Origin of the sequence: Nitrosovibrio sp. Nv17 (genome assembly GCF_900119085.1) — a bacterium.
GTDB lineage: Bacteria > Pseudomonadota > Gammaproteobacteria > Burkholderiales > Nitrosomonadaceae > Nitrosospira.
In genome coordinates, this window is the sequence record NZ_FPIQ01000011.1 from 79,043 (window position 1) to 95,574 (window position 16,532).

Here is a 16,532-nt window from a genome sequence, read left to right on the forward strand (position 1 = left end):
ATTTGATCCTGCTGGCCAGTCCATCCCAAGATGATCTGCTGCGCTGGGAGCAAGCCGTGGACGACCTTGCTCCGATCCGCAGCGCAACCCGACTCGACGCGGTCAGGCACGAACTGACGCGCTCCAAGCCGCAGGTTCTCCTGCTCGACCATGACCTACCCGAGCTGGAAAAGCCGAATGGGATTACCGACCTGATGCGGCTGAGTCCGGAAACCAAGGTCATCGTTCTGAGCCGCGCCATCTCCGACGAGACCGAATGGGGATTGTTCAGAACCGGAATAAGGGGTTGCTGCAGGCACGATATCGATCCGACACAGCTGAGAAGCGTCGTGGAAGCGGTACAGCAGGGCGAATTGTGGATCCGGCGCACGCTCAGCTGGCACCTCCTGAACGAGTTGGTGACGATCACGCAGGAAAAGAACAAGATCAAGCAGGCTGTCAGCGATCTCCTCGCCAACCTCACCCGGCGCGAGTATGAAATCGCGACTCTGGTCGGAGACGGCGAGTCCAACAAGCAGATCGCCCGGCGACTGGATATCACCGAACGCACCGTAAAGGCGCATCTGACCGAGGTTTTCCGCAAACTGGATGTGGCGGATCGGCTCAAACTGGCATTGATCGTGAAGGGCTCCATGCCGCCCAGAAGCTCGACCAATTTAGGACATTGACATTCGATCGCATCTGATCATGACCTGATCAGTATCAGGGATCCCCGTTCCTCGGAAGCTTCCCTGAATCGCCCCTCCCTTCCAGCCCCCGTTCGCCGAACACGCGATCATCCATCAAGAAAGCATGGCGGGGACGCGACGGCATGCCCCCTCGGTCCCGATTGGTATCTCTTGCTCCGTGGGGATCGCAGGATAGCCATGGTATTCTTTGGACTACGAAGCGGGCGGGAATACCCCGGCTGGATCGGGAATCACGCTGTGACCGGCCCGGAGCATCGGGCAGCGGAAAAATCCCCAATCCAGGCTGAGAGGCCGGCGCCTGGAATACCGGAACTTTCCAATTCCTTCAAACACCAGGTGACGTACCAAAGTCCAATTGTTCTCATCGATGGAGTTGATATGATGCATGCGTGTCTGATGCGAGAATCCACCGCCTGCAGGAAGCCGCTCCTGAACGAATGCCTCCTGAACCGGAACGGGCCCGCCGAAATGCGGCGGATGCGATGACCGATACCGGGCTGAAACTGGGTACCCGACATCCAGGCCATTCCGGGGCTCCCGCCGGATCTGCCTGAAAATCATCCTGAGCGGCATGAACACCAGTATGTCAATGACATTCTCTGACTGCTGACGGTTCGTCAGCAGTCCGTCATGTGACAGAAGGAGTCGGAATTGTTCCGTATCTACAATCACTATATTTCCAGAACCACGGTCTTCCTCATCGGCACCGAAATCTTCGTGCTGATGATCGCCTTTTACCTGGGGACGGGCCTGCGCTTCCTCAATCAGATGGAATTGCTCCCCTTCACCTTCACCTCCCTGTTGCCGGTCGCCGCCACGTTTACCGTTGTCATGGTGACGAGCATGGCGGCCATGGGAATGTATCAGCTGGATTTTCGCCCGGATCTCAAGGATACCCTGTTCCGCCTCATGCCGTCGATGCTGCTGGGATTCGGTATCATGACCCTCATCTTCTATCTGCTGCCCGACCTGTACTCGGGGCGCGGCATACTTGGCCTGGTGATGCTGCTGGCCTTGTCAGGCATTCTCCTGACGCGCGCGGCCTTTCTGAAGTGGTCCCGCCTCGGCATACTCGAATCACGCGCCATCGTCCTCGGTATCGGAAGCAAGGCTCGGGAATTCATCGACCAGACCGCCAGGGATCCCCATCGTCATGGATTGCGGATCATCGGCTTCGTCCCCTTGCAGGACGAGGAACGGCAGGTACCCGCCTCCGCCGTGCTGCCCAGAATGGATCCCCTGGTATCGCTGGCCAGGCAGCATGGTGCAGGAGAAATCATCATCGCGATCCAGGAGCGGCGCGGCGGCTACCTTCCCATCCAGGATCTGCTGGAATGCAAGCTCAGCGGGATCAAGGTGACCGATTCGGTCGCCTTCTTCGAGCGGGAACAAGGCCAGATCCGGGTAAACTCCCTGTATTCGAGCTGGCTGGTCTTTGGCGGAGGATTCGACCAGAGCCCGCTCAGATCGGGTATCAAGCGGGGGTTCGATCTGGTTGCCAGCACGCTGCTGTTGATCGTCACACTGCCCGTGATGCTGGTGACGGCATTGTGCATCGTGATCGAGGACGGCGCTCCTGTCTTCTATCGCCAGGAACGGGTCGGGAAAAGCGGCAAGACCTTCATGGTGCTCAAGTTCCGCAGCATGAAAAATGATGCGGAAAAGGGCGGAACACCGCAGTGGGCGATAGCGGACGATCCACGCACGACCCGCGTGGGCAGGATCATCCGCAAGCTGCGGATCGATGAATTGCCACAGATATTTAATGTCCTGAACGGCGAGATGAGCATCGTCGGTCCGCGCCCGGAAAGACCCTATTTCGTGAATCAGCTCTGCCAGGAGGTTCCCTACTACAACGTCAGGCACAGCATCAAGCCTGGAATCACCGGATGGGCACAGGTCCGCTATGGCTACGGCGCGTCGCTGAACGACGCCATCGAGAAACTTCAATATGATCTGTACTATGTGAAGAACCACAGCCTCTTTCTTGACGTCATCATATTGATCGACACCATAGAGGTCGTGGTGCTCGGGAAGGGAGGAAGATGATGCTCCAGCCCCCCGTCCAGCCATGCTGACCAGCATCGCGACCATCAGCTACACCGTGTCGGCAGTGGCCAGCCTGCTGCTGGCGGCACTGCTGCTGACACGCTGGCGGGGCCGTCTGCATGGCGTGGCGCTTTCCACCGCCTGCCTGCTTTCCGCCTTGTGGGCATCGATGCTCGCCTATCAGGTCAATCAGGCTTCCGCGCTTTCTCTGATGACGGACGTCATGGAGATACTCAGAAATGCGGGGTGGTCGGTCTTCGTGATCGCGCTGCTGGGACTCTACCGGCAGACGGCATTGAGAATCAGGTCGGCGATAACGATCATCGCCGTGCTGTACCTGGCGTGCCTCGCCGCCGCATTGCACACCCACGGAAGTTTCGAGGCATCGCCGTACGCGGTCGACGACACCGGCTACAACGTCATCGGCAGCATCGCCATGGCTATCCTCGGCATGATACTGGTCGAGCAGCTATACCGGAACACGCCTGTCAAGCAACGCTGGAGCATAAAGTTTGCCTGCCTCGGCATCGGCGGCATCTTCGCCTACGATTTCTACATGTACAGCGATGCGCTGCTGCTCCAGCACATCAATCCAGAGATCTGGACGGCTCGCGGCATCGTAAACGCACTGGTCATTCCACTGGTGGCCGTATCCGCGGCACGCAATCCGCAGTGGGCGCTGGGCATCACGGTATCACGCCGCATCCTGTTCTACTCGGCGGCGCTGTTCGGCGCCGCCGCCTACCTGCTGACAATGGCCGCTGCCGGGTACTACCTGCGTTTCTTCGGAGGAAGCTGGGGCACCATCATGCAGGTCATCTTCCTGTTCGGCGCCATCATCCTGCTGCTGCTGGTGCTGTTCTCCGGTACCCTGCGCTCCTGGCTGCGCGTTTCGATCAGCAAGCACTTCTTCAGCTACAACTATGATTACCGCGAGGAATGGCTGCAGTTCACGCGCACTCTCTCAACCGGTGAACACGTCCTGGGCGAGCGTGTGATACAGGCCCTGGCCCAGCTGGTGGAAAGTCCTGGGGGTGGCCTGTGGATCCGCCGGGAAACCGGGAACCATGAACCCGCGACCCGCTGGAACATGACGGGAACGGATGAGCCTGAACCTTCGGATAGCGCCTTCTGCAGATTTCTGGAACAGAAGGAATGGGTGATCGAGCTGCACGAATATGCGGCAAACCCCAACAAATATTCAGGCATCGCCCTTCCGCAATGGCTGCTGGCGATTCCCAAGGCCTGGCTGGTGGTGCCTCTGATCCAGCATCGAAAGCTGTTTGGCTTTGTCGTGCTGGCAGAACCTCGAAGTCGCGTAAAACTGAACTGGGAAGTCAGCGATCTGCTCAAGGTCGCCGGTAATCAGGCAGCAAGCTACCTAGCTCAAGATGAGGCGGCCCATGCATTGCTGGTCGCACGTCAGTTCGAATCCTTCAACCGCATGTCCACCTTCGTGGTGCATGACCTGAAGAATCTGGTTGCACAGCTGTCGCTCCTGCTTTCCAACGTGGAAAAGCACCGGGGAAACCCGGAATTCCAGAAGGACATGATCGAAACGGTGCGCCTGTCCGTACTCAAGATGAGACGTCTTCTGGAAAAACTGAGCAGCGGCGATTCGTCGGAAAAAGCGATCCCGCTGCTGATTGCGGGACTGCTCGAGGAAGCGGCGAAATCGAAGTCCGTCACCGAACCGAAACCCACCGTCGAGATTCTCACTCCGAATCTGGCAGTGTACGCAAATCCGGCCCGGCTCGAGCGTGTCATCGGCCATCTCATACAGAACGCCATCGAGGCCACGCCCAGGGATGGCAAGGTCCAGATCCGGCTGAAGGAGGAAATGAATTCCGCGGTCGTGGAGATCGAAGACACGGGGCGCGGCATGAGCGAGGAATTCATCCGGGAAAAGCTTTTCAAGCCGTTCGAAACCACCAAGTCGGCCGGCATGGGCATCGGAGTATTCGAAAGCCGGGAATATGTTTCGGAGATCGGGGGCAAGCTCGAGGTCGACAGCAGGGAGTCGGATGGCACGACCTTTCGCATCATCCTGCCACTGCATTCTGGCGATGATCATGCCGCGTTCATGACATAGCGCCCGCGGAACCGGAAGACACCACCATTCCGCGCCTTTCCGGTGGCCAGATGTTCACGAAGCGAGATGGAGCGAAACATGCATATGCAATTAGAACATGGACAAATGAGGCATACACATGAGTCAAGATAAAAATAACCTGCTGGTGATCGAAGACGATCCAGGCTTGCAGAAACAGCTCCGCTGGAGCTTTGATACCTATAACGTGCTGGTCGCGGGAGATCGCGAGAGCGCACTCGCACTGGTTCGGAGGCATGAACCCGCGGTCGTCACCATGGATCTCGGGCTTCCTCCCGATCCGGACGGTGCCTCGGAAGGGCTGGCGACGCTCGAACAGATACTCGAACTTGCGCCGGACACCAAGGTGATCGTCCTGACCGGCAATCAGGACCACGGCAACGCCTTGAAGGCGATTGCCCTGGGCGCCTATGATTTCCACCAGAAGCCGTTCGATCCCGAGATTCTGGGTCTGGTCGTCAAGCGGGCCTTCTATCTGTACGCCCTGCAACAGGAAAATCGCAGGCTGCTGCAAACCCAGGCGGCCGCACCGATCAGCGGCATCATTACCCGGGATCCCGCCATGATCAAGGTGTGCCGCAACGTCGAGAAGGTCGCTTCATCGGATGCAACGGCCATCCTGCTGGGAGAAAGCGGAACCGGCAAGGAGATCCTGGCACGGGCGCTGCACCAGTCCAGTCCGAGGCAGTCGAAATGCTTCATGGCGATCAATTGCGCGGCAATTCCCGAAACGCTGCTGGAGAGCGAACTGTTCGGGTACGAGAAGGGGGCGTATACGGGAGCGGCCAAGCAGACGCTGGGCAAGATCGAACTCGCCAACGGCGGAACGTTCTTTCTTGATGAAATCGGCGACCTTCCGATGCCACTCCAGGCAAAACTCCTCCGTTTTCTGCAGGAAAGGGTGATAGAGAGGGTGGGCGGGCGCAAGGAGATCCCCATTGATGTGCGCGTCGTCTGCGCGACGCACCAGAATCTCAAGAAATTGATAGAAGAGGGACGATTCCGCGAGGATCTCTACTATCGCTTGAGCGAAATCGTCATTACAATTCCTCCGTTGCGCGAGCGTGCCGGCGACGCCGCGCTGCTGGCACACCATTTCAGGAACAAGTTCTCCGCCCAGGAAAAGCGTTCCTCCCTGAATTTCAGCCGGGAGGCGCTCACCGTGATCGAAAACCATCCCTGGCCCGGCAATGTCCGGGAAATGGAGAATTGCATCAAACGCGCAGTGATCATGGCCGATGGCCCGTTGATCAACGCCGAGGATCTGGGATTGCCGGCTGCCGCCGCGCCGGTGGAACCCATCAATCTTCGCCAGGTTCGCGAAAAGGCGGAGTGCGATGCGCTGATGAAGGTGCTTGCGCGGGCGGATGGCAACATTGTCAAGGCTGCCGAACTGCTGGGCGTCAGCCGCCCCACCATATATGATCTGATGAGCCGCTGCGGGTTGAAGCAGTGATCAATTCCTTGAATCCGGCAAACAGGTTTTCCTCTCGATGACAGACCTCGTTCATACACTCATCTTCAGGTCGGCGGACCGATTCGCCGACAGGGAGGCGCTGCTCTACCAGGGTCGGCGAATGGACTACACCGCCCTGGCTGATGCGGTGGAAGCGGCAAGCCAAGCCCTGCTCGCGGCAGGATTGGACCGCGGCGAACGCGTTGCGGTCTATCTCGAGAAGCGTCCGGAAACGGTCGCTGCCCTGTTCGGTGCTGCAGCCGCAGGGGGGGTATTCGTACCCGTCAACCCGCTTCTGAAACCGGAACAGGTCGCCTACATTTTACGCGACTGCAACGTCAGAATCCTGGTGACGTCGGCCGACCGCCTGAGATTGCTGGCTGAGAACCTGCTCCAGTGCCACGACCTGCATACCGTGATGGTGATCGACCCGGGAACGTCCGCTCCCCCCGCCGCCCATTTCACCGTCCTCCCCTGGAACGCCACACCCGCCATCGGGATACCTGCTGCGCCGCACCGGGCGATCGACGGCGACATGGCGGCCATCCTCTACACATCCGGCAGCACCGGAAAGCCGAAGGGAGTGGTACTCTCCCATCGAAACCTGGTCGCCGGTGCGGCGAGTGTCTCGGAATACCTCGAAAATACGCTGGACGACCGCATCCTGGCCGTATTGCCGCTGAGTTTCGACTATGGATTGAGCCAACTCACCACGGCCTTCCTCACCGGCGCCACGAGCGTCCTGATGAATTATCTGCTGCCCCGGGACATCATCGGGATTCTGGAAAAGGAGCGCATCACGGGCCTAGCGGCGGTCCCGCCTCTGTGGATACAACTGGCCCAATTGGTCTGGCCTGAAAATCTGGCGCTGCGCTACCTCACCAATTCCGGTGGAGCGATGCCGCGCGCCACCCTAGACCTGCTCCGCCACAGGGCACCCCATGCCCGGGTTTTCCTCATGTACGGTCTCACGGAAGCATTCCGCTCCACCTATCTTCCACCGGACGAAGTGGAAAAACGGCCGGACTCCATCGGCAAGGCAATCCCCAATGCCGAGGTGCTGGTGCTGCGTGAGGATGGCTCGCCTTGCGCAACGGGCGAGCCGGGGGAACTGGTACACCGCGGTGCCCTCGTTTCCATGGGATACTGGAACGATCCGGAGAAGACCGCCGAGCGCTTCAAGCCCGTGGGCCCCCTCCATACCGGTCTGACCATCCCGGAACTGGCGGTGTGGTCCGGTGATACGGTACGCAGGGATGAGGAAGGCTTTCTCTATTTCATCGGCCGCCGCGACGACATGATCAAGACCTCCGGCTACCGCGTCAGCCCGACCGAAATAGAGGAAGTGGTCTACGCCACCGGACTCGTGGGAGAAGCCGCCGCTCTCGGCATCCCCCACCCTGTTCTAGGCCAGGCCATCGTCCTGGTGGTGACGCCGCGAGACGGCGCAGGACTGGATCACGACGGACTGCTGGCGGCCTGCAAGCGTGACCTGCCAGCCTTCATGCTGCCCAGCCGGATCGAACCCCGGAAGGAGAGCCTGCCACGCAATCCCAATGGCAAGATAGATCGCAGGTCGCTAGGACAGGCGTTTCAGAATCTCTTCATGGATAATGAGACATGAGCGATACTCGGCCGAAGCATGCCGCTCCGACCCAGTTCGAGGTACGCGACGACTGCCTCCAGATAGGCGGCATGCCGCTGACCCGCCTCGCCCGGCGTGTCGGGCGTACCCCGTTTTATGCGTACGACCGGCAACGGATCACCGAGCGGGTGGCGTTTCTGCGCCAGCATCTGCCTCCCGAGATTCATTTGCACTATGCCATGAAGGCCAATCCCATGCCTGCCGTGGTTCAACACATGGCCGGCCTCGTGGAGGGTCTCGACGTGGCCTCGGCGGGCGAAATGCAGGTCGCGCTCGATACGCCGATGCCGCCACACCTGATCAGCTTCGCCGGCCCGGGAAAGACCGGCGAGGAACTTGCCTGCGCGATTGCCGCCGGCATCGTCCTGAATATGGAATCCGAAGCAGAGATGGAGCGTATCGCCGACCTGGGTGTCCGTCTCGGCATCCGCCCCAAAGTGGCGGTTCGCGTCAATCCGGATTTTGAACTCAAATCTTCCAGCATGAAGATGGGTGGCGGGCCCAAGCAGTTCGGTGTGGATGCGGAACGCGTTCCCGCCATGCTCGCCCGGCTGAACACCCTGGCACTCGACTTCGAAGGGTTCCACATCTTCAGCGGCTCACAGAACCTGAAGGCGGCAGCCCTCCAGGAATCCCACGAAAAAACATTTCAGCTGGCCATCTCCCTTGCCCGACATGCCCCCGGACCCATCCACACCTTGAATATCGGCGGCGGCTTCGGTGTTCCTTACTTTCCAGGCGACCAAGCCCTGGATGTGGAGACAGTGGGGAAGAATCTCGGGCAACTGCTGCCAGGCGTCAGACACCATCTCCCCGACACTCAGATCGTGCTCGAACTGGGACGGTATCTGGTAGCCGAAGCCGGCATCTATGTATGTAGCGTGCTGGAACGAAAGGAATCGCGTGGCCAGGTCTTCCTGGTGACGGACGGCGGGCTGCACCACCATCTCGCCGCCTCGGGCAACTTCGGACAGGTCATTCGCAAGAATTATCCGGTCACCGTCGGCAACAGGATGCAGGGCAGCGAACGCGAGGTCGTCTCAGTGGTGGGCCCGCTGTGCACGCCGCTGGATTTGCTGGCGGACCGTATGGAGATGGCGGGGGCGGATGCCGGCGACCTGATCGTCGTCTTCCAGTCCGGAGCCTACGGCCTGACAGCCAGTCCGACTGCGTTCCTCAGTCATCCCGCTCCCGCAGAAGTACTGGTATAGGGAAACCGGCTCGGCGACGGGACGAGTCGTATCGCACGCGCCTCCGGCACACTGCCAGGCTGGCGCGCACTATCCAAACTGGAAGGATCATGAGCATGAAAACCGGAGAACTGTCTTGAGCGGGCTATGTGGCTGGATGGGCCATCGGGGCACTATCGATGAAAATCACGGGCATGTCAGGAACATGGCGGGGACGCTGGTACGTTCCGAAGGCATTCCTTCCCTGCTGGCCGGAAGGAATGCTGCACTGGCGGTGGCCGCAGGGAAAGACAGCACCCACCTGTGGCAGCATGGTGAGTTGCTCGTGGCGATTTGGGGTCACGCCGGTTTCAACGATGTGCGCCTGACCGAACTGGCCCGTGTCCAGGGTATGGCAAAAACCTTGGCCGATGACTGGCGCGAGAAAGGGGAAAGATCCCTCGAATGCCTGACAGGGGCGTTCTCCCTATGCATCCTGGATGGAGATGCAGATACCGCCGTTCTCGCCATCGACCGCATGGGCATCCATCCGCTCGCCTTTCAGATTGTCGGCGAGTGCCTGGTGTTCGGCTCATCAGCGGATGCGATCAACCTGCATCCGCTGGTCAAGCCTGAAATCTGCCCCCAGGGCATATACAACTACGTGTACTTCCACATGATACCCGGCCCCGCCACCATCTACCGGGAGCAAAGACGCCTCCTGCCCGGGGAATATCTCGTGTACCGGAATAAACACGCGAATATCGGCCGATACTGGGAGATGACGTTCGTCGAGGAGGAAAGGCGTCCCTTCGAGACACTCAGGCAGGAATTCCTGGACGTGCTGCACTCGAGCGTCCGGCACGCGATGGACGGCCACGAGGTGGGCGCCTTCCTCAGTGGCGGCACCGACAGCTCCACCATAGCCGGCATACTCGGAAAAGTCGGAGAGCAGCCTGCCCGTACGTACTCCATCGGCTTCGACGCGTCCGGCTATGACGAGATGGAATACGCGCGCATTGCCGCACGGCATTTTTCCACCCGGCACAAGGAATACTACGTCACACCCGACGACATCGTCGCGGCCATTCCGCAGGTCGCCGGGATTTTCGACCAGCCTTTCGGCAACTCCTCTGCCGTTCCGGCATTCTACTGCGCGCGCATGGCCGTTGATGACGGTGTCACCAGGATGCTCGGCGGAGACGGCGGGGACGAACTCTTCGGCGGCAACGTGCGCTATGCCAAGCAGCATCTTTTCTCCCTGTACGAACAGGTACCCTCGGTCATCCGCAAAGGGATGGTCGAACCTCTATTGTTCGGCATGCCCGGGGGCGCGGCCCTGCCGCTGGTGCGCAAGGCCCGCAGCTATATCGAGCAGGCATCGATCACGATGCCCGCCCGCACCGAGACCTACAACTTGCTGGAACGCTACGGCCATCAGACAGTATTCACGCCGGAATTCCTGTCGCGTGTCGATCCCGGCGATCCCGCCGACCTTCTGAATCGAATCTACCATCAAAACGAAGCAGCTAGCCTGATCAATCGCATGCTCGCGTTCGACCGCAAATTCACGCTTGCCGACAACGACCTGCCCAAGGTGGTCAAGGCATGCGAACTGGCCGGCGTGGACGTCGCCTTTCCTCTCATCAGCGACGAAATCACCGCCTTTTCCCTTCGGCTCGAACCCCGTCTCAAACTGAAGGGTACGCAGTTGCGATACTTCTTCAAGGAAGCATTGCGCGGATTCCTCCCGGACGAAATCATCGCCAAGCAGAAGCATGGCTTCGGCCTGCCGTTCGGCGTATGGCTGCGGCATCACCCGCCGCTGCAAGCCCTGGCCCGCGAAAGCCTCAACGGTCTGAAGGCGCGCGCCATCGTGCAACCGGAGTTCATCGACAGGCTGTTGGGGCAGCATCTGGACGAGCACGCGAGCTATCACGGCACCATGGTCTGGATTCTCATGATGCTGGAACAGTGGTACCGGCAGCATACTTCCCGGTAAAAGCCCTCGGCAGGTTCGCACACCAGTCTTTCTGTCCGCGGCAACTGCAGACGCCCGCCTCGCACTGCGCCACCGGAAACGACACGGCCGGCAGTCGTATCCCGAAGGCTTCCCGGCGTGGCGCGCCACTGTGCCCCTACTCTCAATGTGGTTGAAATTATTGAAGTATCACCCACGTATCAGGGAGCAGTCGAACCAAATTGATGCTTGACATGAAAGCCGCCTTACAGCATACTCTTCCCCTCACATTGTAATCAATATGCATACCAGCGTGGCAAGTGGGGATATTAGCTGGAGTCGGAACACGTGTTTCGGGACGGGACGCGAGGGGGGAGCGATTGAAGCACCCGGTGGGAGCGTAGCTGGAGGAAGTCCTGTCTGACCGACATCCTCCGCAACCGGCATTCATGGTGCGGTGAAGTCGACATAAAAAAGATCACTGCGCAGTGCGACGGATATGGTGGCTTCCATGCCTTTACCTTGCAGCCCCTTCAGGCATGCCCGGCAACACGCCATCAGTGTCCTGCCGAATTTGATCCCGCACTGCAAGCACGTGATGCACTGCGAAAGCAGATTTGGCGCATTGAATCCCCGGGGTCGATGTCCGAAATGCTCCCGACTCCCTTCTCAAGCCGATGCACAGGCGTTGGGCCATCCTCCGGAACCGGCGCACCCATCCGCCACGAATGGCATCGCACGATACACGATGATTTAATGGGGGCAATACTGATGAAATATACGGAAAGAAGGAGAACATAATGCAAGAGACCGCATGGCAGGTATCCCTTGTATTGATGCTGTTGATCGCATTCGGGGTGGTGTACGTTGCCATCAATTCGGGCAAGCGCGAGGAGGACTATGGCCCGCTGGTGAAGCGCGCTTACGGATTCCGCACCAAACTGTTCTGGGCGGTGGCGCTGGTATTCTTCCCGGCCATGATCTACAACCTGACGGACCTGCCGTACGACACCAGTCGAGCCGCTTCCAGCACGGGAACACCCCAAGTGATCAACGTGACCGGCCACATGTGGTACTGGGAGATGGATCGAGACCAGGTCGACCTTGGACCGGTGGAGATCCGGGTCACGAGCGGAGACGTGAATCACGGCTATGGCATCTATGACCCCAGTCTTCGCCTGATCGCCCAAACGCAGGCAATGCCGGGCTATACCAATGTGATCCGGCATACGTTCGACAAGGCGGGCACGTACCGGGTACTCTGCATGGAGTACTGCGGCATCGCGCACCACAACATGATGACCGAGTTCAAGGTCGGCAATATCTAGAGAGGAATAAGAGCATGGCAAGCTATACCTATACCCCAACGCCCGACTATGGGGCGAAGGCCGGCGTGCTGGCCTATCTTGTCGTCTCAGCCGTGGTCCTGCTGCTGATGATGGTCTTCGGCCTGATCATGAGACTGGAGCATTCGCAATATACCGAGATCGGTGGACTCTGGTTCTACAAGCTGATGACGCTGCACGGTGCGGGCATGGTCGGCATCGTGGCCCTAGCGGGCGCGGCGATCATGTGGCACTTCCTGCGCCAGTACGTGGAACTTTCCACCGGTATCTTCATCGCCAACCTGATATTGTTCCTGACCGGCGTCGTCATGATCCTCGCAAGCGTGCTCCTGGGAGACTTCCACGCCGCCTGGACCTTCCTGCACCCCCTGCCCAGCACATCGATGGGGCTGTGGAGCGAATGGGCGGCGGCGGCGTTCATGGGCGGCCTGCTGGTGATCGGCGTGGGTTTCGTGCTGCTCCACCTGGACATCGCCCGTGCGATCATCACCCGCTACGGCGGGCTCGGCCGCGGACTCGGCTGGCCACAGCTCTTCGGTCCCGACGACGGCAACGCGCCGCCGCCGGCGGTCGTCGCCAGCACCATGGTCACCATTGTCAACCTGGTCGGCCTGGTGGTGGGTGCCAGCATCCTCATCATGATGCTGATCAACCTCTACGTGCCGAGTTTCGAAGTCGATCCGCTGCTGGCCAAGGGCATGATCTACTTCTTCGGCCACGTCTTCATCAACGCGGTCATCTACATGGCGGTCATCGCGGTCTACGAGATCCTGCCGCGTTACACGCAGCGCCCGTGGAAGGCCAACAAGGTGTTCCTGGCCTCCTGGACCGCCTCCACGTTCATGGTCATGTTCATCTTCCCGCACCACCTGCTGATGGATTATGCCTATCCCAAGTGGTTCCTGATCGTCGGCCACATCATCGGCTACCTCAATACCTTCCCGATCCTGATCGTGACGGGCTACGGCGCGATGATGATCGTATACCGCTCGGGAATACGCTGGGACATGTGCTCCAGGCTGCTGTTCGTCTCGCTCGCCGGCTGGGCGATCGGTGCGATGCCGGCCTTCATCGACGGCACCATCACGGTCAACTACGTCATGCACAACACGCTATGGGTGCCGGGTCACTTCCATACCTATCTCCTGCTGGGCATGGTCGCAATGGTATTCGGCTTCATGTACTATCTCGTGAAGCCCAGCGAGCATGCCACGGACAGCGCCATCGACGTGGCCGCATTCTGGGGATTCGTAGTGGGCACCATGGGATTCACGCTGAGCTTCCTGTACTCGGGCAAGATGAGCGTGGCGCGCCGCTACGCCGGGCACCTTCCGGAGTGGATTCCCTATGACCGGATCGCCTCGTTCTTCGCGGCACTGCTGATCGCCTCCGTGCTGGTGTTCATCTTCCGCTTCCTCGCGGGACTGGGCCTTGCCGGTCGGGATTACCAGCGGGCATCCCTGGCGCGAAGTCTGGCGACCTGATGTCATACTCCACCTGAAACTCCCATGAGCCCGGTTTCACGCAGCATCATCATGACGGGGCTGGTAACCTTGCTGGGCACATGGGGGTTTTGGTTGGGAACGGACGGTTTCACCGCTTTCACTGCCGAAACGGCACGACGGGTGGAAATCCTGAAATCCCCCCGCCCCCTTCCTCCTGTCCAGCTCGTGGACCAGGATGGACACTCCTTCAGTCTCCGGGACTATGAAGGCAAGCTGCTGGCGGTAGACTTCATCTATACCCGCTGCACTACCCTCTGCCAGAGCATGGGCATGATCTTCAAGCAGATTCGCGACCTGATTCCCGAGGAATCGCTGGGACGGGATTTCATGCTGCTCAGTATCAGCTTCGACCCGGATCACGACGATTCCGCAGGCCTGAAGAGATACGGCAAGGCATACGACGCCGATGGCCGCGTCTGGCGAATTGCGCGGGTTCCCGACAAGGCGCAGCTCGAGTCGCTGCTCGACGCCTTCGGAATCGTCGTCATTCCCGACGAGCTAGGCGAATACGAACACAATGCCGCCCTGCACCTGATCGGTCGCGATGGGAGATTACGACTCATCAGCGACATCGACAAGGCGGTGCCTTTTGCCGAACAGGTGACGGCGCTGTTGTGATCCATACCGCATCCCGGGGCGACGGGAAAACGGCAGCGAGCCTCGCGATGCTGTATCTGTTGCTGGGCACGCCCTGGGCACGGCACCAACTGGAAGCCTCGATGACGCTGCACATGCTGGTGCAGATGCCATTGCTCGTCATTGTCGGGATCACCGCCTGCCGCCTGCTGCCGGATTGCTGGCGGCAGCGTCTCCTTGACGGCCTGGGAGGTGCGATACCCTGTGTGGTCGTGGCCATGTTCGTTTCCAGCTACTGGATGCTGCCTCGTGCGCTGGATGCGGCACTGACCGAACCGCTTGCCGAGATCTCAAAGTTCATCACGCTGCCATTGCTTGTCGGCTTCCTGCTTGCCCTGTCCTGGCGACGGCTCACCCTGATCGGCCGCGGGTTCGTCTGGACCAATTTCTTCAGTATGCTGGCCGTTCTCGGCTGGCTCTACATCGTGGCGCCGGTACGCATCTGCAACAGCTACCTGGTAAACGATCAGCAGCACGCCGGCTGGTATATGGTTATACTTGCGACGCTGCTTTTTTTGTGGTGGCTCGGCACGCTGCTGGTCGGCGACGGCGGCGGCCCTCGCAAACCATCCATAGACACGGATCGCACGCCTGAATAGGATCGAGACAACATTTCACTAAGGAGAACTGAAGACCATGGATTATCATCCGCCATTGAAACTCATGGAGGAAGTCGAGGCGGCCAGCAAGAAAAAGGCCGGCCTGGACGTGGGGAAAATGCTGGTCAAGGGATTCATGTCCGGTGCCCTGCTTGCCTACGCCACCGCGCTCGCCTTCAAGACCTCCATCGGGTTTACCGAAGGGGCTGCCGCACTCGTCGCCGGGGCCGTCTTCCCCGTGGGATTCGCCATGATCATACTGCTGGGGATGGAACTCGCCACCGGCAATTTCGCGGTACTGCCGGTAGGCGTGGTACGGGGGAAGGTCACCACCGCGCAGATGTTCAGGAACTGGGGCTGGGTATATCTTGGCAACTTCTTTGGCTGCGTGTTCGTCGGCTTTCTGATCGCGATCGCGCTGACGGAAGCCTTCGTCGAGGGCCATGGCGCATTGGGCGACAAGATCATCGCGGTCGCCATTTCCAAGACCCTCGTCTATGAACATGCAGGCGCCAACGGCTGGCTGACCGCATTCGTCAAGGGCATCCTTTGCAACTGGATGGTGGCGATGGGCACGGTGCTGGGCATGGTGTCCACCTCGGCCTGGGGGAAAATCTCGTCCATCTGGCTGCCGGTATCAACCTTCTTCGCCCTGGCCTACGAGCACTCCATCGTGAACATGTTCGTCATGCCCACCGCCATCCTGCTCGGCGCCGACATCACCGTGGGGCAATGGCTGTTCTGGAACCAGATCCCCGTCACGTTGGGCAACATCGTCGGAGGCGCCGTCCTGACAGGCCTGGCGCTGCATTATTGCAACAAGGGGCCCTCCCAGGCTCCGGCGGAACAATCGTCCGTCCAAGGCACGAGGATCGCACCCTGAGACGATGCCGGTCGGCCGCGCCCTCGGATATCCGGAGCCGGCCCATGGGTAATTTTCTTGACACTTGGGAAGTGCCACGCTAGGCTACCCCGTGTTTCAGGGTGGGGATACAGGCCGGATCGTTGAATACGGAGGTCCGGCAAAAGAATAGTTGTGCCTGCGGCGCGACCCGTCGAGATCGTGACGACAGAACAACAACGAACGGAAAGGAGAGAAGAGATGTCTGTGGGATTGTGCAGGCTATTGGGGGTGGTGCTGTGTTTGTTGTTGCCGGCATCGTCGTGGGCGGATTTTCCGAGCGTACCGCGGGAGTTGTACAAGGCGCTGAGTTTGGAGGATGATGCGAGTCCGAAGGAGCTGTATGAAGCGGTGAAGAAGCGCTACAAGGATCCGGCGACGGGGTCGGGGCCGGGGGCGCTGGCGCAGTACTGGGAGCCGATACCGTACAGCATGTACATGGATCCTGCGTCATTTTACAAGCCGCC

General features: G+C 59.8%; 12 protein-coding genes and 1 pseudogene. All 13 read left to right on the forward strand.

Features of this window, described 5'->3' with window-relative positions; translation table 11 throughout:
* Nucleotides 1-2 precede the first annotated feature (2 nt).
* The gene (locus BT108_RS08055; protein WP_072294024.1) at nucleotides 3-668 is read left to right on the forward strand and encodes a response regulator transcription factor; all 666 of its coding nucleotides are present in this window, start codon (nucleotides 3-5) and stop codon (nucleotides 666-668) included.
* Nucleotides 669-1,340: 672 nt separating this feature from the next.
* Nucleotides 1,341-2,738, forward strand: coding sequence for a TIGR03013 family XrtA/PEP-CTERM system glycosyltransferase (locus BT108_RS08065; protein ID WP_072294026.1), 1,398 nt, complete (start codon nucleotides 1,341-1,343; stop codon nucleotides 2,736-2,738).
* Between the two features lie 22 nt (nucleotides 2,739-2,760).
* Nucleotides 2,761-4,830, forward strand: a complete 2,070-nt coding sequence (prsK, locus tag BT108_RS08070; RefSeq protein WP_072294027.1) for an XrtA/PEP-CTERM system histidine kinase PrsK — start codon at nucleotides 2,761-2,763, stop codon at nucleotides 4,828-4,830.
* Between the two features lie 118 nt (nucleotides 4,831-4,948).
* Nucleotides 4,949-6,304: a PEP-CTERM-box response regulator transcription factor gene (prsR, locus tag BT108_RS08075; RefSeq protein ID WP_072294028.1), complete on the forward strand. Its 1,356-nt coding sequence runs from the start codon at nucleotides 4,949-4,951 to the stop codon at nucleotides 6,302-6,304.
* Between the two features lie 37 nt (nucleotides 6,305-6,341).
* Nucleotides 6,342-7,928 (forward strand): acyl-CoA ligase (AMP-forming), exosortase A system-associated, encoded by a 1,587-nt coding sequence (locus BT108_RS08080; protein WP_072294029.1) that lies wholly within the window; start codon nucleotides 6,342-6,344, stop codon nucleotides 7,926-7,928.
* The gene (locus BT108_RS08085) at nucleotides 7,925-9,160 is read left to right on the forward strand and encodes a pyridoxal-dependent decarboxylase, exosortase A system-associated (RefSeq protein ID WP_072294030.1); all 1,236 of its coding nucleotides are present in this window, start codon (nucleotides 7,925-7,927) and stop codon (nucleotides 9,158-9,160) included. Before BT108_RS08080 ends, BT108_RS08085 begins: the two co-directional genes overlap by 4 nt.
* A 184-nt stretch (nucleotides 9,161-9,344) precedes the next feature.
* On the forward strand, nucleotides 9,345-11,120 hold the full coding sequence (locus tag BT108_RS08090) for an asparagine synthetase B family protein (RefSeq protein ID WP_255369665.1): 1,776 nt from the start codon (nucleotides 9,345-9,347) through the stop codon (nucleotides 11,118-11,120).
* Between the two features lie 758 nt (nucleotides 11,121-11,878).
* Nucleotides 11,879-12,406, forward strand: coding sequence for a cupredoxin domain-containing protein (locus BT108_RS08095; RefSeq protein ID WP_083566314.1), 528 nt, complete (start codon nucleotides 11,879-11,881; stop codon nucleotides 12,404-12,406).
* Between the two features lie 14 nt (nucleotides 12,407-12,420).
* Nucleotides 12,421-13,908, forward strand: a complete 1,488-nt coding sequence (locus tag BT108_RS08100; protein WP_072294033.1) for a cbb3-type cytochrome c oxidase subunit I — start codon at nucleotides 12,421-12,423, stop codon at nucleotides 13,906-13,908.
* 24 nt (nucleotides 13,909-13,932) lie between these two features.
* Complete coding sequence (locus BT108_RS08105) at nucleotides 13,933-14,547, forward strand: SCO family protein (protein WP_072294034.1); 615 nt, start codon at nucleotides 13,933-13,935, stop codon at nucleotides 14,545-14,547.
* Nucleotides 14,548-14,648: 101 nt separating this feature from the next.
* Nucleotides 14,649-15,164, forward strand: coding sequence for a hypothetical protein (locus BT108_RS08110; protein WP_255369666.1), 516 nt, complete (start codon nucleotides 14,649-14,651; stop codon nucleotides 15,162-15,164).
* Nucleotides 15,165-15,201: 37 nt separating this feature from the next.
* Entirely contained in the window at nucleotides 15,202-16,047 is an 846-nt protein-coding gene (locus BT108_RS08115; RefSeq protein WP_072294036.1) for a formate/nitrite transporter family protein, read from the forward strand.
* A 180-nt stretch (nucleotides 16,048-16,227) separates the two neighbouring features.
* A pseudogene (locus BT108_RS08120) lies at nucleotides 16,228-16,532 on the forward strand (hypothetical protein); the annotation flags it as partial.